21 protein-coding genes are annotated in these 20,504 nt (G+C 66.2%); 15 read left to right on the plus strand and 6 right to left on the minus strand.

What is annotated here, in order from left to right:
* Positions 1–26: 26 nt before the first annotated feature.
* From JVX90_RS02395 to JVX90_RS02415, 5 genes are all read left to right on the plus strand, one after another.
* Positions 27–998 carry a DUF5336 domain-containing protein gene (locus JVX90_RS02395; protein WP_205330872.1) on the plus strand — a complete coding sequence of 324 codons (972 nt, stop codon included), beginning with the start codon at positions 27–29 and terminating at the stop codon, positions 996–998.
* 22 nt (positions 999–1,020) lie between these two features.
* Positions 1,021–2,454, plus strand: coding sequence for a DUF6350 family protein (locus JVX90_RS02400; protein WP_205330873.1), 1,434 nt, complete (start codon positions 1,021–1,023; stop codon positions 2,452–2,454).
* 178 nt (positions 2,455–2,632) lie between these two features.
* On the plus strand, positions 2,633–3,265 hold the full coding sequence (gene purN / locus JVX90_RS02405; RefSeq protein WP_205330874.1) for a phosphoribosylglycinamide formyltransferase: 633 nt from the start codon (positions 2,633–2,635) through the stop codon (positions 3,263–3,265).
* The gene (gene purH / locus JVX90_RS02410; RefSeq protein ID WP_205330875.1) at positions 3,262–4,827 is read left to right on the plus strand and encodes a bifunctional phosphoribosylaminoimidazolecarboxamide formyltransferase/IMP cyclohydrolase; all 1,566 of its coding nucleotides are present in this window, start codon (positions 3,262–3,264) and stop codon (positions 4,825–4,827) included. Before purN ends, purH begins: the two co-directional genes overlap by 4 nt.
* A gap of 3 nt (positions 4,828–4,830) precedes the next feature.
* Positions 4,831–5,580 (plus strand): sulfite exporter TauE/SafE family protein, encoded by a 750-nt coding sequence (locus tag JVX90_RS02415; protein ID WP_205330876.1) that lies wholly within the window; start codon positions 4,831–4,833, stop codon positions 5,578–5,580.
* 78 nt (positions 5,581–5,658) lie between these two features.
* Here the strand turns inward: JVX90_RS02415 and JVX90_RS02420 are convergent, their stop codons facing one another.
* Genes JVX90_RS02420 through JVX90_RS02430 form a run of 3 tightly spaced genes read right to left on the minus strand, consistent with a single transcriptional unit; the run spans position 5,659 to position 7,693 of the window.
* Entirely contained in the window at positions 5,659–6,378 is a 720-nt protein-coding gene (locus tag JVX90_RS02420; protein WP_205330877.1) for a hypothetical protein, read from the minus strand.
* Positions 6,375–7,310, minus strand: a complete 936-nt coding sequence (locus JVX90_RS02425) for an ABC transporter ATP-binding protein (RefSeq protein ID WP_205330878.1) — start codon at positions 7,308–7,310, stop codon at positions 6,375–6,377. The genes JVX90_RS02420 and JVX90_RS02425 overlap by 4 nt, the downstream gene beginning before the upstream one ends.
* Positions 7,307–7,693, minus strand: coding sequence for a GntR family transcriptional regulator (locus JVX90_RS02430; RefSeq protein WP_205330879.1), 387 nt, complete (start codon positions 7,691–7,693; stop codon positions 7,307–7,309). Before JVX90_RS02430 ends, JVX90_RS02425 begins: the two co-directional genes overlap by 4 nt.
* Positions 7,694–7,788: 95 nt before the next feature.
* Between JVX90_RS02430 and JVX90_RS02435 the strand changes: the two genes are divergently transcribed.
* From JVX90_RS02435 to JVX90_RS02480, 10 genes are all read left to right on the plus strand, one after another.
* A complete protein-coding gene (locus JVX90_RS02435) occupies positions 7,789–8,169 on the plus strand; it encodes a YchJ family metal-binding protein (RefSeq protein ID WP_205330880.1) in 381 nt (126 codons plus the stop codon).
* Between the two features lie 85 nt (positions 8,170–8,254).
* Positions 8,255–8,608, plus strand: coding sequence for a metalloregulator ArsR/SmtB family transcription factor (locus tag JVX90_RS02440; RefSeq protein ID WP_205330881.1), 354 nt, complete (start codon positions 8,255–8,257; stop codon positions 8,606–8,608).
* Positions 8,605–9,096, plus strand: a complete 492-nt coding sequence (locus JVX90_RS02445) for an SRPBCC domain-containing protein (protein ID WP_205330882.1) — start codon at positions 8,605–8,607, stop codon at positions 9,094–9,096. Before JVX90_RS02440 ends, JVX90_RS02445 begins: the two co-directional genes overlap by 4 nt.
* Positions 9,093–9,662 (plus strand): TIGR03086 family protein, encoded by a 570-nt coding sequence (locus JVX90_RS02450; protein WP_205330883.1) that lies wholly within the window; start codon positions 9,093–9,095, stop codon positions 9,660–9,662. The genes JVX90_RS02445 and JVX90_RS02450 overlap by 4 nt, the downstream gene beginning before the upstream one ends.
* Positions 9,663–9,913: 251 nt before the next feature.
* The gene (locus JVX90_RS02455; RefSeq protein WP_240194139.1) at positions 9,914–10,726 is read left to right on the plus strand and encodes an ABC transporter permease; all 813 of its coding nucleotides are present in this window, start codon (positions 9,914–9,916) and stop codon (positions 10,724–10,726) included.
* Positions 10,727–10,731: 5 nt separating this feature from the next.
* A complete protein-coding gene (locus tag JVX90_RS02460) occupies positions 10,732–11,802 on the plus strand; it encodes an ABC transporter substrate-binding protein (RefSeq protein ID WP_205330885.1) in 1,071 nt (356 codons plus the stop codon).
* A complete protein-coding gene (locus JVX90_RS02465; protein WP_205330886.1) occupies positions 11,783–12,610 on the plus strand; it encodes an ABC transporter ATP-binding protein in 828 nt (275 codons plus the stop codon). The genes JVX90_RS02460 and JVX90_RS02465 overlap by 20 nt, the downstream gene beginning before the upstream one ends.
* Positions 12,611–12,638: 28 nt before the next feature.
* A complete protein-coding gene (locus tag JVX90_RS02470; protein WP_205330887.1) occupies positions 12,639–13,610 on the plus strand; it encodes a TauD/TfdA family dioxygenase in 972 nt (323 codons plus the stop codon).
* Between the two features lie 39 nt (positions 13,611–13,649).
* The gene (locus tag JVX90_RS02475; RefSeq protein WP_205330888.1) at positions 13,650–15,089 is read left to right on the plus strand and encodes a magnesium chelatase; all 1,440 of its coding nucleotides are present in this window, start codon (positions 13,650–13,652) and stop codon (positions 15,087–15,089) included.
* A complete protein-coding gene (locus tag JVX90_RS02480) occupies positions 15,079–17,049 on the plus strand; it encodes a VWA domain-containing protein (RefSeq protein WP_205330889.1) in 1,971 nt (656 codons plus the stop codon). Before JVX90_RS02475 ends, JVX90_RS02480 begins: the two co-directional genes overlap by 11 nt.
* 2 nt (positions 17,050–17,051) lie before the next feature.
* On the opposite strand, the gene JVX90_RS02485 is transcribed toward JVX90_RS02480, so the two are convergent.
* The 3 genes from JVX90_RS02485 to JVX90_RS02495 are packed head-to-tail and all read right to left on the minus strand — an operon-like array spanning position 17,052 to position 20,433.
* Positions 17,052–17,894: a transglutaminase family protein gene (locus JVX90_RS02485; protein WP_205330890.1), complete on the minus strand. Its 843-nt coding sequence runs from the start codon at positions 17,892–17,894 to the stop codon at positions 17,052–17,054.
* On the minus strand, positions 17,891–18,847 hold the full coding sequence (locus tag JVX90_RS02490) for an alpha-E domain-containing protein (protein ID WP_205330891.1): 957 nt from the start codon (positions 18,845–18,847) through the stop codon (positions 17,891–17,893). The genes JVX90_RS02485 and JVX90_RS02490 overlap by 4 nt, the downstream gene beginning before the upstream one ends.
* Complete coding sequence (locus tag JVX90_RS02495; protein ID WP_205332243.1) at positions 18,844–20,433, minus strand: circularly permuted type 2 ATP-grasp protein; 1,590 nt, start codon at positions 20,431–20,433, stop codon at positions 18,844–18,846. Before JVX90_RS02495 ends, JVX90_RS02490 begins: the two co-directional genes overlap by 4 nt.
* Positions 20,434–20,504 lie beyond the last annotated feature (71 nt).

Below are 20,504 nucleotides of genomic sequence, written 5' to 3' on the forward strand. Positions count from 1 at the left end.
CGAGTTCGACGTGAGGGAGCGACACGATGACCTACCCGCAGTCCGGCGGTTACGGCTACGGCCAGGATCCGCAGGGGGCCCAGAACCAGCAGTACGGCCAGCAGGGCTACGACGCCGCGCAGGGACAGTACGGCCAGGCCGCTCAGTACGGTCAGCAGGCACAGGACCCCTACGGCCAGCAGGCGCAGTACGGCTACGGCGCTCCCCAACAGCCGGTTCCGGCCCCGAGCCAGGGACTTCCCGCCAACACCCCGGTCATCGTCGCCGCCGTCATCGGCGCGCTCGGTGTCATCACGCTGTTCTGCGGTTTCCTCGCCGGCTACTCATTCGACGGCGGCGAGTACTCCTCCCGCGATTCGGTGAAGATCTTCGAGACCAGCTTCGGCGTTCCGTGGGCACTGCTGGCCGTCGCCGGTCTCGTCGCGCTGACGACGTTCGCGCTCGGCGTCGAGAAGTGGGTCGTCGGCTCCGTGCTGGCACTGACGGTGGTCTCCGCGTTCGGAACAGTCTTCATCTTCGCGGGCGCCGACGCCGGTTCGGCGTCGAACGGTGCGGGGGCGATCGTCCTCCTCATCACGTCGATCCTGTCGGCGATCGCGGCGGTCGTGTGGCTGCTGATCGAGGGCGGCCAGATCAAGTTGGCTCCGGCCGATGCTGCAGCGGCCGCAGGTTCGGTCGGCTACGCGGCACCCGCCGCCGACCAGTACACCGCTGCACCCCAGACCGCAGATCCGTACGCCGCACAGCAGCAGGCAGCGGCCCAGCAGGCGCAGCAGCCTGCTGCAGGTTACGGCTACGGATACGGCCAGCAGGGCCAGGCTGCCGCAAGCCAGCAGCCCGAGGCGCAGGGCTACACGCCCGCCACCCAGGCGATTTCGACCAACCAACAGCCTGCAGGCGGATACGGTCAGCCCGCTGGTGATGTGAATGCCACCACTGCGTTCGTCAAGCCGAACACCGACCCGGGCGCGGCGTCCCCGCAGTCCGAGCAGCAGTAACACCCAGGTTCGCCGCGACCGCGTGAGTCCAACGCCGAACTCCCTGGCCGCCCGCCTCCGGCAGGTGCGCCTCACTCGTCGTGCCGACGTGACCCCACGGAAGGCGGCGACGTGGGATCTCGTGAAAGTCGCACTGCTGTCCCCGATGATCACCGTGATCGTGATCGCGGTGATCATCGGGATCATTCGCCTTCTGGCGGGCGACGGTCTGTCTGGTCTCGGCTCCGCAGTCGCTGCGGGATGGCTCGCGGTGAACCAGGTCCCCGTCACCATCGGCGGCATCACCCTGGGAATCCTTCCACTGCTGCCGACCCTGCTCGCTGCCGCGGGAACGGCGAAAGTCGTCGCCGAAGGCGCATCGACGGCACGGGAGCTTCCCGACCTGATCGGCATCGTCGGCGCCGCCCTCGGCGGTTCGATGCTCGTCACCACGCTGTCACTGGCCGTGATCGCCGACGGTTCCGCGGTGACGCCCATCGGGCAGCCCGATTCCCTGCAGGCCTTCGGTTACACCCTGTTGGTGCAGGGAGCGGCGGTGCTGGTCGGCGTAGCGATTCCGAGTCTGAAGCCGATTCTCGCCGAGTTCGCAGTGCCGGCCACCGAGCGCGTCGGCGCGCGCGGCGGACTGATCGCATTCGGACTGCTCGCCGCGGGCGGCGCGGTCGCGGTGTTCGTCGGACTCGTCACCCACTGGGGTGCGATGAAGGCCATGATCGCCGACGGGAACACCGTTGACGGATATCTCGGGCTCACTGTGCTGTCCGTGCTGTACCTGCCGAACATGATCGTCGGCGCGACGGCGATCAGCACCGGGGCGAGTGCTCAACTCGGAACCACGATCCTCGACGCGTTCGACGTCGCTCGGGGCGAAGTCCCGCCGTTGCCGGTCGTCGCTGCGCTCCCGGAGACGAGCATCGGCTCGCTCGGTGCGCTGTTCTTCCTGGTCCCGTTGATCGCAGGAGCCTTTCTCGGCTGGTACTGCCGCAGCGACGATCCGGTCCGCCACCTGCGTGCGATCGGCATCGGCGCAGCCGTCGCCGCCGCACTGATGGTCACCGTCGCGTGGGTCTCCGGCGGTCGTCTCGGCGAACTCGGCCATTCCGGCGTCAACGTGCCGACCACCGGTGTCTTCACCTTCGCCTGGCTCGCACTCGGCGGGGCCCTGGTCGTCGCAGTCCTGTGGCTCGCCGATGGTGGGCTCACCGGCCGCCGTCGAGCGGCCGACGAGATCGGCGACGACCTCGACGACTGGTTCGACGTCCCCGCATCAACCTCCGATGACGCCCCGGACGCAGGCGATGCATCCGACGACGTTGTCCCCGACGTTGCCGAACGGAAAGCGGCCGATGACGATGCGGCTCTCTCCGACGACACGTCCACGCCGGGCCCGGATGCCACCGACGCTCCCGGCTTCGGCGCTGATCCACCTACCGAGACCAACCCGGGGAAGCACTGACTTCCGCGACTAGGACTACGGCTATGATACAAGTCACCTTTGACGAAACGGGTGTTCGATTGACGGCGGCGAGATGCCGCCCAATGAACGCAGTCGACCACGCCCTGATGGCGATCTCGCCAGGGCAGAGGCGGGGCGGACGGCGACGTGGCCTGCGGCACGCCCTAAACTCGTTCCTGTGACAGGCACCCAGGACACAGCGCGCACCGAGAAGTCGCCCGTTGTGGTCCTCGCCTCCGGAACCGGCTCGCTCTTCGCATCGATTCTCGAGCACGCGAGTCGCCCCGATGCGTCGTTCACCGTGGTCGGTGTGGTCGTCGACCGAGACTGCGCAGCTGTCGACATCGCCGACGCCGCCGGAGTGCCAGTGACCCGGTGTCGTCTCAAGGATCACCCGGACCGTGCCGCGTGGGACGCCGCACTGGCCGACGACGTCGCGAGCATGCGCCCGGAATGGGTCGTGACCGCGGGCTTCATGAAGATCCTCGGCCCGGCGTTCCTCAACCGTTTCGGCGGAACGATCGTCAATTCGCACCCAGCCCTGCTGCCCGCCTTCCCCGGCGCGCACGGTGTCGCCGACGCGCTCGCGTACGGCGTCAAAGTAACCGGAACCACCGTCCACCTCGTCGACGGTGGTGTGGACACCGGTCCGATCCTGGCTCAACGAATCGTCGAGGTCAGCCCTGACGACACCGAGGCCTCCCTGCACGAACGCATCAAAATCGTCGAGCGCGCTCTGCTGCCGGAAGTAGTGGACGCGCTCGCCGCCCGTGGCGTTGTCACCGATGGACGAAAGGCACACCTCAAGTGAACGCAACTGCAGATCGTCGCGCTGTCAAGCGCGCCCTGGTCAGCGTCTACGACAAGACCGGACTGACCGAGCTCGCGACCGCGCTGCATGCAGCAGGCGTGGAGATCGTGTCGACCGGCTCCACCGCGAAGACGATCGCCGGAGCGGGTGTCCCCGTCACCGAGGTCAGCGAGTTGACCGGCTTCCCCGAATGCCTCGAGGGCCGCGTCAAGACCCTGCACCCGCGCGTGCACGCCGGCGTTCTCGCCGACACTCGCAAAGACGATCATCTCCGTCAGCTCGACGAACTCGGCATCGCGCCGTTCGAGCTGGTCGTGGTGAACCTGTACCCGTTCACCGAGACCGTCGCGTCCGGTGCGACTCCGGACGAATGTGTTGAACAGATCGACATCGGCGGACCGTCGATGGTCCGTGCGGCGGCCAAGAACCACCCGTCGGTGGGTGTTGTGGTCGACCCGTCCGACTACACGAAGGTCACCGAAGCAGCAGCCGCGGGCGGTTTCACACTCGCCGAGCGCAAGGCCCTCGCCGCCAAGGCGTTCCGCCACACCGCTGACTACGACGTCGCGGTCGCCTCGTGGATGAGCAGCGTCGTCGCTCCCGATCCTGAGTCCGACTTCCCGGTGTGGGCGGGCGCGACGTGGGAGCGCGCCGACGTGCTGCGTTACGGCGAGAACCCGCACCAGGCCGCGGCCCTGTACACCTCGACGAACGGCCCGGCAGGCCTCGCGCAGGCAGAGCAGCTGCACGGCAAGGCCATGTCGTTCAACAACTTCACCGACGGTGACGCCGCATGGCGCGCCGCATACGACCACGCCGATCCGGCCGTCGCGATCATCAAGCACGCGAACCCCTGTGGGATCGCGGTGGGCGCAGACATCGCCGAAGCGCACCGTCGTGCACACGCATGCGACCCGGTCAGTGCCTACGGCGGTGTCATCGCCGCGAACCGCGAGGTGAGCGTCGAGATGGCCGAGCAGGTCGCCGACATCTTCACCGAGGTGATCATCGCGCCGTCGTACGCCGAGGGCGCCGTCGAGGTCCTCTCGCGCAAGAAGAACGTCCGGATCCTCGTCGCCGAGGCGCCGAGCGAGAAGGCCGCCGAGATCCGACCGGTGTCCGGCGGAATTCTCCTCCAGCAGCGCGATGTGATCGACGCCGAAGGCGACGACCCCGCCAACTGGACGCTCGCCGCGGGTGACGCCGCCGACGAGAAGACCCTCGCCGACCTGGTGTTCGCGTGGCGTGCCTGCCGCGCGGTCAAGTCGAACGCGATCCTGCTCGCCGCTGACGGGGCGTCGGTTGGCGTCGGCATGGGCCAGGTGAACCGGGTGGACTCGGCACACCTCGCCGTCAACCGTGCGGGCGATCGTGCCAAGGGCTCCGTCGGCGCGTCGGACGCCTTCTTCCCGTTCCCCGACGGCCTGCAGGTGCTGCTCGACGCCGGTGTCCGGGCCGTCGTTCAGCCGGGCGGGTCGATCCGAGACAACGAGGTCATCGAGGCGGCCAAGGCTGCGGGCGTGACCATGTATCTCACCGGATCGCGCCACTTCGCGCACTGATCGATGACGCCCGCCGACCTGGTGCTCCTCGTCGGGGCGGGCTTCGCCGCCGGGCTCGTCGGATACGTGACGGGCCTGGCGTCGATCGTCAGTTATCCGGCGCTTCTCCTTGTCGGGCTGTCGCCGCTCTCCGCCAACGTGACCAACACGGTGGCGATGGTGGCAGTCGGCGTCGGGAGTTTCGCCAAATCGGGACGTGAGCTCATCGATTACGTCGGACGACGATCTCTCGCCGCCAGTGGAGCCGCGGCTCTGTTGGGCGGAGCGGTGGGTGCAGGCTGCCTGCTCGTGGCACCTGATGCGGTCTTCGCTGTCCTCGTCCCGTATCTGGTGGGCGCGGCATCGGTTGCGCTGCTGGTGCAGCCGAGGCTGCGCACCTGGATCGCCAGTGACGCCGACCAGCCCGTGGTATGGCTGATCGGCGTCTTCGCAGTCTCGATCTATGGCGGCTATTTCGGTGCGGGTGCGGGCGTCGCCTTCGTCGCCCTCGCACTACTGGTCACATCAGTGCCGCTGCCCAAGGCGATCATCTACAAGTCTGCACTCCTCGGCGTCGCGAACGCTGTTGCCGCTGTCGGATTCATCGTGTTCGGTCCGGTGCACTGGACGGCCGCTGCCGCGATGGGCATCGGTTGCCTGGCGGGAGGTTGGGCCGGACCGCCCGTCGTCGACCGCCTGCCGGTGACACCGCTCCGCATCACGATCGGTCTCGCGGGGCTGGGTCTTGCGGTCTGGCTCGCTGTCTCGTCGTAATACCAACGCGTATACGCGGAGAGTCGGGCTGATTCGCCGAAAACGACTGGAATACGTGTTGGTACTACGAGATCAGGGTCAGGGGATCGCGCGGCGGATCGTCAGGTACGACAACCCGGCGAGTACCGCGTCCACGACCAGGATCAGACCCGCGGCTTCGAGGGGACGCAGGTCGGCGAGCCAGCGTCCGAGGGCGGGCCACTGATCGGCGAAACTGATGGCGAACGCCGCGACCAGGATCGCCAGGACAATGCCGATGCCGGTTGCGATCAGCCAGACCAAGCCGAACCGCTTGTAGAGGGTGGACGCCCAGAATCCGATGGAGAACGCCAGCATGGCGATCGCGAAGTACAGGATCATCGCTGCGATCGGTCCGGAATCCCAGATCCACGGAAGATAGAAGAAGTAGCCGTCGAAGCCCCATCCGTCGGTGGCCCGCTCGATGCCGCCGCCCACGATGAAGGCCGCGGTGAGCGTGAGGGACGTGATGCACGCTGTCGCGAAGGTGCCGATGAAGAACTCGCGTCTGCTGATGCTCAATGCCTGTGAGAACGGGAACGTGAACGATAGGGCTTGCACGCCGACCACCAGGAAATACCAGAGCGGGGCCTGGGACCCACCGCCGTACATCGGTTCGGTGCGGTCGCTCGCCGAGAACGCGACGATTCCGTAAACGAGCATCGTGATCGTGAATGATGCACCGAGGATCAACAGGGGTATCCAGACGAAGGTGTGCTTGTTGATCAACTGCATGCGGATCACCTTGCCGGTGCGCAGGGTGGGGGTCGCGGTGGTCATCGGAGTGCTCCTCTCGCGTGCGCTCGGCTTCGGGCGCCCGACGTCGTACGGGTGGTGTCCGCGTGTTGGGTGAAGCGGACGATCAGTTCTTGGAGAGAAACCGGCGCGGTGTTCAGGTTCAGCTCGTCGATGCGTCGGAGGTCCTGGACGTCGAGTGCGCCGAGGACCGTTGCGGATGCGACGGAGCCGAGACGTTCGCGGTGGAGCTCTTCGCGTCCGCCCACGAATTCGTCGACGGCGCTCTCCGCGCCGATCACGGTGACCGCTCGACCGCGGAGGTCGTCAGCGTCCTCGTCGAGGACGATCGATCCGTCGTCGACGACAAGAACTCGTTCGATGAGGTCGGAGATCTCGTCGATCAGGTGGCTGGACAGAACGACGGTGCGGGGGTGTTCCGCGTAGTCGGCGAGCAGGCGGTCGTAGAAGATCTGCCGCGCGACGGCGTCGAGTCCGAGGTACGGCTCGTCGAAGAAGGTGATCTCGGCGCGCGTCGCGAGTCCGATGATGACGCCGACAGCGGACAACTGGCCGCGCGACAGCTTCTTGATCCGGGTCTTGCAGGGCAGCCGGAACTCGTCGATGAGTTGATCGGCGAGGTCGTCGTCCCAGTTGGGGAAGAACAGTTTCGCGGCGGCGAACGCGTGTGTCGGCCGGGTGTCTTCAGGGTACTTCTGGCTCTCGCGGACGAAGCAGATCCGGGAGAGGACGCCCGGGTTCTCGTAGGGGTCCTCGCCGAAGATTCGGGCGTCGCCCGCCGTCGCGAAGTTCTGCGCGGTGAGGATCGACATGAGCGTGGTCTTGCCTGCGCCGTTGCGTCCGAACAGTCCACAGATCGTGTTCTTCGGGATGTCGAAATCGACGGAGTCCAGAACTGTGTTGTGGCCGTAGCGTTTGGTGAGGCCGCGTGCGCTGACAGCCGGGGTGTTCGTCATGTCAGGTCTCCTTCGAGTGCGGTGGTGTGGGGTGCGCGGTCGCGGATGAGGGCGACGAGGTCGTCTGGTTGGAGCCCGAGCCTGCGGGCCTCGCCGAGCAGCGGCTCGATGAATCGGTCGGCGAACGCCTGCTGACGTTCGCGTCGGAGCGTGTCGCGTGCGCCGGTGGCGACGAACATGCCGACGCCGCGCTGCTTGTAGAGGATTCCCTTGTCTACCAGCATGTTCACGCCTTTCGCTGCTGTTGCGGGGTTGATCCGGTGGAAGGCGGCCAGCTCGTTCGTGGACGGCGCGCGGGTCTCCTCCGCGAGGGTTCCGTCGATGATCGAGTCGGCCACACTGTCCGCGATCTGCTGGAAGAGGGCCCGTCCGTCGTCGATCATGGGCGCCTCCTGTTCTTTGGTTAGTTACTTGACTAACTAACCATGACACGTGGGTTGTCCGGGTGTCAAGGGCGTCGTCGTGTCAGGGTGGAGTCGTGAAAGAACGACGATGTCCGTGCGGCAGTGGCGAGAGCCTGGCCGCGTGTTGTGGGCGATTCCTGTCCGGCGGGGCGGCGCCGACCGCCGAAGCCCTGATGAGAAGCCGGTTCACAGCCTTCGCCGTCGGTGATCGCCAGTACCTGCTCGACACGTGGCATCCGTCGACCCGTCCATCGTCGTTGGGCCTCGACGATGGAACGCGCTGGCTGCACCTGGAGGTCGTCGAGGTTGTCGACGGTTCGCCGTTTCATGTCGGTGGAGTCGTCGAGTTCACCGCGGTCTATCGCGATGCCGACGGCAGGGGTGAGATGACCGAGCGCAGCACATTCGAACGTGTCGACGGACGGTGGCTCTACGTGTCCGGCGTTCATCGATGAAACCTTTCTCAACCAAATGGTTGACAATAGTGCGGAAGAGGCGTGTACTAGTTATCAACCGGATGGTTGAACAAGGAGGTCGGTGATGTCGGATGATCAGCTCTCGCGAGTGTTCTCGGCACTCGCCGATCCGACCCGACGCGACATGATCGCCCGGTTGACCACGGCAGACGCCACCGTGAACGAACTGGCTGAGCCGTACGACGTGAGTCTGCAGGCGGTGTCCAAGCATCTGAAGGTGCTCGAGGACGCAGGTCTGGTGACTCGAACCCGCGACGCCCAGCGTCGTCCAGTCCACCTGGAAGCGGAGGTGTTCGACCTGATGACCAAATGGATCGAACGCTATCGGCAGCAGGCGGAGGCGCGGTATCGGCGACTGGACGCGCTGCTCGCCGAGATGAACCCACAGACCGACTCGTCAGAGGAGAACGCATCATGACCACCACCGCTCCGGCCGCCATCGAGGCCGACAAGAACCTGCCCGTCATCCGCATCACGCGCGACTTCGCCGCCACCCCCGCACAGCTGCTCGCTGCTCACCTCGACCCCGACCTCTTCGCCCGATGGGTCGGACCCGACGGCATGGACACCCGGATCGTCGTGTGGGATGCGCGCGACGGTGGGGAATGGCGCTACGTCGCAGGTAGGGACGGCGAAGAGTACGGATTTCGGGGATGCTTCCACCGTATCGGCGACGACACGATCGTCCAGACGTTCACCTTCGAAGGCATGCCGGAGGACGTCTCTCTCGAAACGCTTCGTTTCGAAGACCTCGGCGACGGACGAACTCGTCTCCACGCGCAGTCGTTGGTCGACACCTTCGAAGGCCGCGACGCCTGGCTGGCGTCGGGCATGGAGGTGGGCGTTGACCAGGGATACGCAAAGCTCGACGCGATGCTCGCCGCGGGTGAGGTGACGGGCGCATGACCGCACTCGCTTCCGCGTCTCCCGCGGACCGCCACCGCATCGTCGCAGAGGGATTCGCGGCCGAGATCGTGGCGACGACGGACTGGGCTGCGGCGGCGCCTGTCGACGGATGGGCCGCCCGGGACGTCGTCCGGCATCTCGTCGAGTGGTTCCCCGCGTTCCTCGAGGCCGGGGGAGTGTCGCTGCCAGCTGTCGCTTCCGTCGACGACGATCCCGTGGCCGCATGGTCCGCACGATCGAAGGCCGTCCAGGAGATCCTCGAATCCGGTGATGCTGCAGGGGACTTCACCCATCCGCGGCTGGGCACGATGCCGCTCGAGCGGGCGGTCGACCAGTTCTACTCCGCCGACGTTTTCATGCACACGTGGGACCTCGCACAGGCGGGTGGCCGTCGTCCGGCGATGGACTCGGAGTTCGCGGCCGCGCTCCTCGCCGGAATGGCTCCGATCGAGGAGATGCTTCGTGGCTCCGGCCAATACGGTCCGGCGTTCCCGACACCCGACGAATCCGATCCCGTCGTCTCTCTCGCCGCCTTCATCGGTCGAGATCCGTCATTCGTCGCCTGACCCGACGCTTGACGTCAACCGGCGTCACAAACCTGGAGTTCGGTGTCATCAGGTGACACCGAACTCCAGGTTTGTGCGTTGACCTGTGGAGATACCGCTGTATACGCGACCGCGGCAGGATCTGGGAAGTTTGACGGGGCCTTAACGCCACGCTGATCGCAAGGCTGGGCCGCTCCACGTCGGTCAGCCATTCTCGTCGGGTGAGTACAACACAGACCGACGTCGACGCCCCGTCGCCGATCGACGACGAGATAGCCGAGCCGAGAGGCTTGTGGCGGCATCCGGCCTTCGTCAAGGTCGGGTTGCCCGTCCTGTCGGCGGCACTGTTCGCAGTCCTGTGGCAGGTCGCCGCGTCGAGCGGCATCTGGTCGGCGACGTTCGTTCCCAGCATCGGATCGATCTGGAAGGCGTTCGTCGACATGTCGACCACGCACGACGGCGTCCGCGGCTACGGCGGGTACCTCCTGTGGGAGCACCTGTACATGACCCTCCGGCGAGTGCTGCTCGGTGTGACCGTCGGTGTGGTTCTGGGTGTGCTGCTCGGCCTCTCGATGGGCGTGGTCCCGTGGTTCCGTGCGCTCGTCGAGCCGTGGCTCACGTTCCTGCGGGCATTGCCGCCGCTGGCCTACTTCTTCCTGCTGGTGATCTGGCTCGGCATCGACGAGGCGCCCAAGGTGACTCTGCTCGCGCTGGCCGCACTGCCGCCGGCTGCGGTCGCGACCACCTCGGCCGTCGCCGCGACGCCGATCGCATTCGTCGAGGCGGCGAAGGCACTCGGAGCGAATCGCCTCCAGGTGCTACGCGACGTGGTGATCCCGTCCGCGCTGCCCGAGACGTTCACCGGCATCCGGCTGTCCGTCGGCATCGCCTACTCCTCAGTGGTGGCGGCCGAACTGTTCAACGGCATCCCCGGCATCGGCGGCGTTGTGAAAGACGCCAGCAACTACAACAACACCCCCGCGGTCCTGGTCGGCATCCTCGCCATCGGGCTCTCCGGGCTGGTGATCGACGGAATCCTGCGCGTCATCGAACGACGCGCAGTGCCATGGCGCGGAAAGGCGTGACTGACATGACCACTTCGACTCGCTTCGCTCGCTCAAGGGGCGGAATCAAGACGAGGCTCCTCGCGGCAGTGGTGGCCGTCGCGGCCGTGGCCGGGCTGTCCGCCTGCGCGATCGGCGACGGCACCGATTCGAGCAAGCCGACCATCCGCCTCGCGTACCAGTCGTTCCCAAGCGGTGATCTCATCGTCAAGAACAATCACTGGCTCGAAGACGCGTTGCCCGATTACAACATCGCCTGGACCAAGTTCGACTCCGGCGCCGACATCAACACTGCTTTCGTCGCGGGCAAGATCGACTTCGGAGCCATCGGGTCGAGCCCGGTGGCGCGTGGCCTGTCCGATCCCCTGCGCATCGACTACAAGGTCGCGTTTGTGCTCGACGTCGCGGGTGACAACGAAGCCCTCGTCGCCCGCAACGGCAGCGGCATCAACAGCGTCGCAGACCTGAAGGGCAAGCGCGTCGCGACAGCGTTCGCGTCCACCGCGCACTATTCGCTCCTCGCTGCGCTGCGACAGGCGAACGTCGACCCGGCATCCGTCGACCTCATCGACCTGCAGCCGCAGGCCTCGCTCGCAGCCTGGCAGCGTGGAGACATCGACGCCGTCTACACCTGGCTCCCGACGCTCGACGAACTCCGCAAGGACGGAAAGACGCTGATCACCAGCCGGGAGATCGCAACCGCGGGTAAACCGACCCTCGATCTCGCAGTGGTCTCCGGATCGTTCGCAAAGGACCATCCCGACGTGGTCGACACCTGGCGCAAGGTCCAGGCGCGGGCGCTGCGCCTGATCCACTCCGATCCGGCCGCAGCAGCCAAGGCGATCGCCGCACAACTCGGGACCACCGAGGAGGACGCCGCCGCACAGCTCAAGCAGGGCACCTATTTGACGCCTGAGGAGATCGCATCTCCGGAATGGCTCGGCACCGACGGAAAGCCCGGCCGTCTCGCGTTCAACCTGTTCAGTGCCGCGCAGTTCCTCGCCGAGCAGAAGCAGATTCCGACCGCGCCGAGCGAGCAGGAGTTCGGTAACGCGCTGTACACGAAGGGATTGCCCGATGTCCTCGCTGACAAGTAGGAAAGCGCTTCCGGAGCCGGTTGTGACGACTGGGCCGACCCCGGACGTCGGACGTGTTGAGATTCGGGGCCTGGAACGTCGCTTCGGAGCCGGCGCCGACCGGATCACCGCGCTCGGACCCATCGACCTGGACATCGCACCGGGAGAGTTCCTCGTCCTGGTCGGTGCATCCGGTTCGGGGAAGTCGACGCTCCTTCGGCAGGTGGCGGGGTTCGACTCGCCGACCAAGGGGACAGTCACCATCGACGGCGGCGCGCCACACGCCGGTCGTACCGCAGGAGTCGTGTTCCAGCAGCCGCGCCTGTTTCCGTGGCGGACGGTCCGCGGCAACGTCGAACTGGCACTCGGATATGCCGGCGTCGCACGATCGCAGCGGCACGCCAAAGCCGACGAACTCCTCGAGAGAGTCGGACTCGAAGGCACCGCGAAGCGGCGAGTGTGGGAGATCTCCGGCGGTCAGCAGCAGCGTGTCGCCATCGCACGCGCACTCGCCGTCGAGACGCCCGTCCTACTGATGGACGAGCCGTTCGCGGCACTCGATGCACTGACGCGCGAACGACTCCAGGACGACGTCCGGCTGGTCAGCGCCATCACTGGGCGCACAACGATCTTCGTCACCCACAGTGCGGAAGAGGCGGCGTTCCTCGGCACCCGCATCGTCGTCCTGTCGAAGCGCCCGGGACAGGTGGTGGCCGACATCACGTCGCCCCTGGCGCGCGACGCCAAACCCGAACACGTCCGCGACTCGCTCGAATTCTCGGCGCTTCGCCAAGAGATCTCGACGGCGGTCAAGTCCGCCGCGCAGTGACCATTCTCGACATCGGAAGGAACCTCCCATGACTTCATCGATCAACGGCTCCGCTCAGACCACGACTCGAGCCTCGGACAACATCTCTTCGGGTGTCGAGTTCGACATCACTCCGATCGGCCCGACCCACGGCGCCCGCATCACCGGTTTCGACATCGTCACCGCGTCGGACTCCCAGATCGCGGCGCTGCGCATCGCGCTCGCCGAACACAAGGTCCTCGTGCTGAACGACCAGCATCTCGACGACGATCAGCACGTCCGTTTCGCCGCACGGATCGGTGATCTCACGGCCGGGCATCCGGTCTGGGACAGCGGTGCCGACCTGCCTGCCGAGGTGTACTCGCTGGACAGTACCGACAACGGGTTCGCCGATGTCTGGCACACCGACGTCACATTCATGCAGCGTCCGCCGGCCGCGTCGATCCTTCGTCCGCTGGTGCTCCCGCAGCTCGGCGGCGACACCAACTGGGCTGATGGCGAAGCCGCGTACGCGTCGCTGTCGTCGCCGATGCAGCGGCTCGCGGACGAACTCGTCGCGGTGCACGACGGAAACCGGGAATTCGGCTACTACCTGCGGCATCGCCGGTCAGGGAAGGGCAACGTGTGGGACGGAGAAGAAGTCACGGGTCTGAGTCCGGTGCGCCATCCCGTGGTCCGGATCCATCCCGTCACCGGGCGTAAGGCACTGTTCGTGAACCCCGGGTTCACCTCGCACATCGCCGGCGTCTCCGAGGCGGAGAGCCGCGGCCTGCTCGATGCGTTCTACGGCCACCTGACCAAGCCCGAACACATCGTGCGCCACAGTTGGAGCCTCGGCGACGTGGTCCTGTGGGACAACCGGAGCACTGCCCACTACGCGAACCGCGACTACTCACAGCGGCGCATCATGCACCGCGTGACTCTTCGCGGCGACCGCCCCGTGGGACCCCAGGGCCACGTTGAGCCGTTCGGCGACGAATCGGGCCACTGGTGGGCCGCGGAATCCAAGTCCGTCGGCTGAGCCGAACGTCGAGGACCGGCCACGGGTAACGTGGGTCACGTGGCAGATTCCAGCAATCCTCCCCAGATCCACACCCTCGGCGAGCTGCGCGCGTCCGATCACATCGAACGCGATGTGCGGGACGAGATCAGGCACAACCTCCTCGCCGCACTGCGCAACGGAGACGATCCCTGGCCCGGTGTGGTTGGCTTCGACGACACCGTGATACCGCAGCTCGAGCGAGCCCTGATCGCCGGGCATGACGTTGTCATGCTCGGCGAACGCGGGCAGGGCAAGACGCGTCTGCTGCGCACACTTGTCGGACTCCTCGACGAGTGGACACCCGTCATCGACGGTTCCGAACTCGATGAGCACCCGTTCTCGCCGATCCTGCCGGAGTCGATCCGGCGGGCGGGTGAACTCGGCGACGCGTTGCCCGTCGCGTGGCGGCACCGCACTGAGCGGTACCGAGAGAAGCTCGCGACTCCCGACACGTCGGTGGCCGACCTCGTCGGCGACATCGATCCGATGAAGGTGGCCGCGGGTCGCAGCCTCGGCGACCCGGAGACCATTCATTTCGGGCTGATCCCGCGGTCGCACCGCGGCATCATCGCCATCAACGAGCTGCCCGACCTCGCCGAACGCATCCAAGTCTCGATGCTGAACGTGATGGAGGAACGCGACGTGCAGGTCCGCGGCTACAGCCTGCGTCTGCCGCTCGACGTTCTCGTCACCGCCAGTGCGAACCCGGAGGATTACACGAACCGCGGTCGCATCATCACACCGCTCAAGGACCGGTTCGGCGCCGAGATCCGCACTCACTACCCGCTCGACCTGGATGACGAGATCGACGTCGTCGAGCAAGAGGCCGACCTCGTCGCGAGTGTCCCGACGCACTTGATCGAGACGCTCGCTCGGTTCACCCGTTACGCGCGCGAGCACCCGTCGATCGATCAGCGGTCCGGTGTGTCCGCCCGGTTCTCGATCGCGGCCGCCGAGACGGTCGCCGCCGCGGCCCTGCACCGCGCCGCAGTGACCGGAGAGGATCTGCCCGTCGCACGTCCGGTCGACCTGCAGTCGGTGATCGAGGTGCTCCGCGGCAAGATCGAGTTCGAGTCCGGTGAAGAGGGACGCGAACTGGAGATCCTCGACTACCTTCTCCGCAAGTCGGTCGCCGACGTGGTCCGCGCGCATCTCGGCGGTCTCGACATGCGCCCACTGGTGGCAGCTCTCGAGGCGGGCCATCCGGTCCTGACCGGCGACCGCGTGCCCGCCGCTGAGGTCATCGGTGCGATCGGTGACGACTCCGAGGTCCTGGCCGTACTCGACGAGATCGCGGCGCGCCTCGACTCCGACGACGACGCCGAACGCGCCAGTGCCCTGGAACTCGCATTGGAAGGGCTCTTCCTCGCGAGGCGGATCGGGAAGGACGAAGACGAGCAGGGACGTACGTCGTACTCGGTCGTGATCGACGACGAACTCGAACGTGATGGCGCGTAATCGATTCCACCGCTCTCGGTACGGTCGCTACACCGGCGGGCCGGATCCGCTCGCGCCGCCGGTCGACTTGAGAGAGGCGCTCTCGGCCATCGGCGACGACGTGATGCAGGGAGTGTCGCCGGAGCGTGCCATGCGCGAGTTCCTACGTCGCGGCGGGGCATCGTCGCGTGGGCTGGACAGGCTCGCCGAAGAGGCCAACAGACGTCGGCGGGAACTGCTGAAGAACCGGAATCTGGACGGCACGTTCGACGAGATCCGGGAACTTCTCGACTCCGCAGTCCTAGCCGAGCGGAAACAACTCGCCCGTGACCTCGATGACGATGCGCGGTTCGCCGAGATGCAGATCGGCAACCTTCCCGCATCGACGGCGAAAGCAGTCCAGGAGCTGTCGGACTACAACTGGCGCAGTCCGCAGGCCGGGGCCGAGTACAAGAAGATATCTGATCTCCTCGGCCGTGAGGCGCTCGACCAGCGTTTCGCGGGCATGAAGGAGGCACTCGAAGGTGCGACACCGGAGGACCGGCAACGGATCACCGACATGCTCGCCGACCTCAACAACCTGCTCGCGAAGCACAACAACGGCACCGACACGCAGCAGGACTTCGATGAATTCATGAATGCGCACGGCGAGTTCTTCCCGGAGAACCCGCAGAACGTCGACGAACTCATCGACGCTCTCGCCAAGCGGTCCGCCGCCGCGCAACAGTTCTTCAACTCGCTCACTCCGGAGCAGCAGGCCGAGCTCGCGGGGCTCTCGCAGCAGGCGTTCGGCTCACCGGACTTGATGAACGCGTTGTCGCAGATGGACGACGCACTGCGGCAAGCCAGACCCGACCTGAATTGGGGCGGATCGCAGGAGTTCTCCGGCGACCAGCCGATGGGCATGGGTGAGGGTGCGGCGGCGCTGAGGGACATCGCCGAACTCGAAGAACTCGCCGAACAACTCTCGCAGTCGTACGCGGGTGCGCAGATGGAGGACATCGACCTCGACGCGCTCGCGCGACAGCTCGGCGACGACGCCGCCGTCGACGCGCGGACGCTGACCGAACTCGAGAAAGCCCTGCGCGACCAGGGTTTCTTCCGGCGTGACCCGGATGGATCGATGAAACTCAGCCCGAAGGCGATGCGCCGTCTCGGTCAGTCGATCTTGAAGGACGTCGCCGCGCAGCTGTCGTCTCGCGGCGGCGACCGTCGGACCGATCTGGCAGGCCGACTCGGTGAGCCGACCGGCGCCAGTCGGGAGTGGGCGTTCGGCGACACCGAGCCCTGGGACGTGACTCGGACTGTCACCAACGCCGTGCTCCGCACGGTCGCCGAACAGAGCGACCCGGCCCGGGGAGTGCAGATCGACGTCCGTGACGTCGAGGTGACCGAGACCGAAGCGCGAACCCAGGCCGCGGTGGTGCTGCTCGTCGACACGTCGTTCTCCATGGTCATGGAGGGCCGTTGGACGCCGATGAAGCGAACCGCACTCGCGTTGAACCAGCTGATCTCCACTCGCTTCCGGTCCGACGAACTGCACCTCATCGAGTTCGGCAGGCACGCACGGTCGACGACGGTCGACGAACTCACCGGGCTGGAACCGAGGATGGAGCAGGGCACCAACCTCCATCACGCGCTCCTATTGGCGCACCGCCATCTGCGTCGGTTTCCGAACGCCCAGCCGGTGGTTCTCATTGTCACCGACGGTGAGCCGACGGCTCATCTCGAGCCGGACGGTGAGGCGTTCTTCTGGTATCCGCCGCACCCCGAGACCATCGGGAAGACAGTTCACGAGCTCGATCACCTGTCGCGGATGGGCACGCAGATCACGTTCTTCCGACTCGGAGACGATCCGGGACTGGCGAACTTCATCGACCGTGTCGCGCGCCGCATCGGCGGCCGGGTGGTGGCGCCGGAACTCGACGGGCTCGGCGCCGCCGTCGTCGGCGACTACCTCCGGGCTCGTCGTTCCGGATGAGGTCACGCCAGCCGAGTCATGCGAACTCTCACGTCTAGACCTGAGCTGCCGCCGCCGGTGACAATCCCTTTGACAGGAGTGACGTCGGCGTAGTCACGACCGGTGCCCACCACGACGTGGTTGGTGCCGATCTCAATCGCATTCGTCGGATCGATGCCACACCACTGCCCGGTCCAGGTCTCGATCCAAGCGTGGGATTCGCCGTCCACAGCCTCGCCGATGTCCGAGTCGGACCGGGGGAGAAGGTAGCCGGACACGTAGCGGGCGGGGATCCCCAGGCTCCGGATCATCGCCAACGCGATGTGGGCGTAGTCCTGACAAACACCTGCGCGCCGGTCCCACGCGTCCGGAGCTGTCGTGTAAACCCCCGTGCTCCCCGGACGGTACGTCATCTGATCGTGTACGGCGGCGACCACGGCGACGACCGCGTCGGCAGGTGTCAGTCCGCCGGTGATGCCTCGTGCGAAGTCGGCCAAGTCGTCGGTGAACGGCGTGTAGTCGGTCGCCGCGAGCATCTCGTCGAAGTCGTCCACAACAGTGTCTGCATGCAGCGCGGCCCAATCGATCGAGTCGGTGCGCGGCGTGGGCGACGCGGTCTCGACGACAGTTGTGCCGGTCACCTCGAGTCGATCGTGAGGTGTGTGCACGTCGAATGCGGTGACCAGCGTTCCCCAGTAATCGGTGTATCGGAACTGGTGGACCGGAGGGGAGGTGTCGATGTGCGACGCGACGACATTCTGATGGGAGTCGGTGCGCGGGGTGAGGCGGGCTTCGTTGTACGACGACGCGACAGGCGAGGTGTAAGTGAACCCGGTGGTGTGGACGACTCGGAGTCGGGCAGTCATCGGACCTCCAGAGACAGGCTCGCATCAGTCCACGAGACGAAGGGTGCAGGGTGGAAGTGCTCCGCCGATATCGACTCGCTGACAGCTCGACAGGTGTCTTGCAGCAGGCTGAGATGTGTCGACAGGTCAGCGGTGAGAGTCGACGCGTCGACGAACTCGAGGGAGCTTCGTGCGCGCCCGAGGAGCGTCAGAGCTCTGGATTGAGCGCCGACGCGGTCCGGTGTCCGGTCGAGCGCCGCGAGATTGAGTTCCGCCGAACGGAGGGCGTGGAACACCGAACGTGGAAACAGTCGATCCAGCAGGATGAACTCAACGACGCGCTCGGCGTCGAGGCTCCCGCGATGTGTTCGGATGAAGGTGTCCTGCGCGCCTGCCGCGATCAGGACGCTCATCCACGACGGCGCGCCTCCCGCGCCACCGGATCTCGCGTGGAGCATCCGGACGATCATGTCGACCCGCTCGACGGAACGTCCGACGAGCAGGTAACTGTAGCCGTCGTCGTGGCTGAGGGTGGCGTCGGTCAGTCCGGCGAACATCGCGGTCCTCGCTTTGATGTAGCTGAGGAACTCGTGCGGCCCGAGTCGTCGGGCTCGTAGTTCGGCGTCGCCGAGGTCGTTGTAGGTGGCGTTCAGGCATTCCCACATCTCGCCGGAGATCACTTCGCGAGCGCCGCGGGCATTCTCGCGGGCGGCCCCGATCAGTCCCACGATCGACCTGGGGTCGGACCGGTCGTAGGCGACCTGTTCGGTGAGGCTCCACACCGTCCGGTGCCGATCGAGCTCAGGAGTGAAGCCGAGGACCGTGGTGACGTGCTCGACGGCGGCCGCCACATCGATGGTCGGGTCCTCGAGGAGTTGGTGAACGGCGACGTCGAGGATGCGCGACATGTCGTCAGCTCGTTCGGTGTACCTGCCGATCCAGTACAGCGACTCGGCGTTTCGAGAGAGCATCATCGAGAACCTCCGGTACAAGACGACTGCTGCTGCTGACGCTCCTGTTCGGCGACAACGGGCGCGGAAGCAGATGGCATCGGGCGGAGCAGTTCCAACTGATCGTCGACGGCGGCCGGTCCAGGAGCTGTCGGTTTCGGACGGGTCGCCAGGACCCACGTGTCTTTGGATCCGCCGCCCTGGGACGAGTTGACGACGAGGGAGCCTTCGTTCAGTGCGACCCGCGTCAGGCCGCCGGGAAGCACCCACACCGACGAGCCGTCATTGACGGCGAAGGGACGAAGGTCGACGTGCCGCGGTGCGAGTCGATCGTCGATCATCGTCGGGTTGGTCGAGAGCGAGATCATCGGCTGAGCGATCCAGCCGCGCGGGTTGGCCCGGATCGCTGCGATCGCGGATTCTCTTTCGAGGGGTGATGCATCCGGTCCGAACACGATCCCGTAGCCGCCGCTGCCCTCGACCGGTTTGACGACGAGCTCGTCGATGCGGTCGATCACTTCTTCGCGTTCGTCGGGCAGCCAGCACCGCAGGCTCTCCACGTTCCGCAGCACGGGCTCCTCGCCGAGGTAGTACCGAATGATGTCGGGCACATAGGTGTAGATGAGCTTGTCGTCGGCGACTCCGTTGCCGACGGCGCTTGAGATCACGACGTTGCCTTCGCGCGCCGCGTTGACCAGGCCTGCCACGCCGAGCATCGAGTCGGGGCGGAAATGCATCGGATCGAGGTAGTCGTCGTCGATGCGTCGGTACACGACGTCCACGCGGGTGTCGCCCGCGGTGGTTCGCATGAAGACCACGTTGTCCCGACAGAACAGGTCACGCCCTTCGACGAGTTCCACGCCCATCTGCCGGGCCAGCAACGAATGCTCGAAGTACGCGGAGTTCGCGACGCCTGGGGTAAGCACGACCACGGTCGGGTCGGCGACATTCGACGGCGCCGACGCCCGCAGGGCTCGCAGGAGATGGCGGGGATAGTCGCCGACCGCGCGTACGGCGTGGGTCGAGAACAGGTCTGGGAAGATTCGCGCGATGGTTCGCCTGTTCTCCATCACGTAGGAGACTCCAGACGGCGAGCGCACGTTGTCTTCGAGGACGCGTAGTTCGCCCTGCTCATCGCGGATCAGATCGATTCCCGCAACGTGGATACGGACACCGTTCGGCGGCCTGATTCCTGCGGCCTGCCGGTGGAAGTGTTCGCACGAGTGGATCAGCCGGCGCGGTAGGACACCATCGGCGAGGATCGCCTGTTCTCCGTAGACGTCGTCGAGGAACTTCTCCAAGGCCCGCACACGTTGGGCGACCCCACGTTCCACAGTTCTCCACTCTGCCGCGTCGATGATCCGGGGAATCGGATCGAGGGGGAGCGGCCGTTCGGTGCCGGACAGCGTGAACGTGATGCCCTGGTCTGCCAGGGCCCGGTGCAGGGCGTCGAGGCGAGCACGCAGATCGGACGGTTCCAGCGCCCGCAGAGCACCGTCGATCCCGCGGTAAGGGGGACGCACGCTGCCGTCGCTTCGATACATCTCGTCCACCGCATCGGCCGTCGGAAGATACGGTGCGACAGGAGTCGGGGCCGTCGAGGACTGCATCGAGGCGTTCATGAACGCATCGTGCTCTCGGAATATTGCGGAAGCAGTCGGAAATGTTGCGGCTGAGTAAC

The organism is Gordonia sp. PDNC005 (genome assembly GCF_016919385.1).
Taxonomy (GTDB): domain Bacteria; phylum Actinomycetota; class Actinomycetes; order Mycobacteriales; family Mycobacteriaceae; genus Gordonia.

What these genes read in the sequence shown, in the direction of transcription:
- JVX90_RS02420 (WP_205330877.1), bottom strand. Translation starts at nt 6,378, where the DNA reads ATGACCACCGCGACCCCCACCCTGCGCACCGGCAAGGTGATCCGCATG.
- JVX90_RS02485 (WP_205330890.1), bottom strand. Translation starts at nt 17,894, where the DNA reads ATGACTGCCCGACTCCGAGTCGTCCACACCACCGGGTTCACTTACACC.
- JVX90_RS02490 (WP_205330891.1), bottom strand. Translation starts at nt 18,847, where the DNA reads ATGATGCTCTCTCGAAACGCCGAGTCGCTGTACTGGATCGGCAGGTAC.
- JVX90_RS02430 (WP_205330879.1), bottom strand. Translation starts at nt 7,693, where the DNA reads ATGATCGACGACGGACGGGCCCTCTTCCAGCAGATCGCGGACAGTGTG.
- JVX90_RS02470 (WP_205330887.1), top strand. Translation starts at nt 12,639, where the DNA reads ATGACTTCATCGATCAACGGCTCCGCTCAGACCACGACTCGAGCCTCG.
- JVX90_RS02445 (WP_205330882.1), top strand. Translation starts at nt 8,605, where the DNA reads ATGACCACCACCGCTCCGGCCGCCATCGAGGCCGACAAGAACCTGCCC.
- JVX90_RS02425 (WP_205330878.1), bottom strand. Translation starts at nt 7,310, where the DNA reads ATGACGAACACCCCGGCTGTCAGCGCACGCGGCCTCACCAAACGCTAC.
- JVX90_RS02395 (WP_205330872.1), top strand. Translation starts at nt 27, where the DNA reads ATGACCTACCCGCAGTCCGGCGGTTACGGCTACGGCCAGGATCCGCAG.
- JVX90_RS02480 (WP_205330889.1), top strand. Translation starts at nt 15,079, where the DNA reads ATGGCGCGTAATCGATTCCACCGCTCTCGGTACGGTCGCTACACCGGC.
- JVX90_RS02415 (WP_205330876.1), top strand. Translation starts at nt 4,831, where the DNA reads ATGACGCCCGCCGACCTGGTGCTCCTCGTCGGGGCGGGCTTCGCCGCC.
- JVX90_RS02495 (WP_205332243.1), bottom strand. Translation starts at nt 20,433, where the DNA reads ATGCAGTCCTCGACGGCCCCGACTCCTGTCGCACCGTATCTTCCGACG.
- JVX90_RS02460 (WP_205330885.1), top strand. Translation starts at nt 10,732, where the DNA reads ATGACCACTTCGACTCGCTTCGCTCGCTCAAGGGGCGGAATCAAGACG.
- JVX90_RS02450 (WP_205330883.1), top strand. Translation starts at nt 9,093, where the DNA reads ATGACCGCACTCGCTTCCGCGTCTCCCGCGGACCGCCACCGCATCGTC.
- JVX90_RS02465 (WP_205330886.1), top strand. Translation starts at nt 11,783, where the DNA reads ATGTCCTCGCTGACAAGTAGGAAAGCGCTTCCGGAGCCGGTTGTGACG.
- JVX90_RS02440 (WP_205330881.1), top strand. Translation starts at nt 8,255, where the DNA reads ATGTCGGATGATCAGCTCTCGCGAGTGTTCTCGGCACTCGCCGATCCG.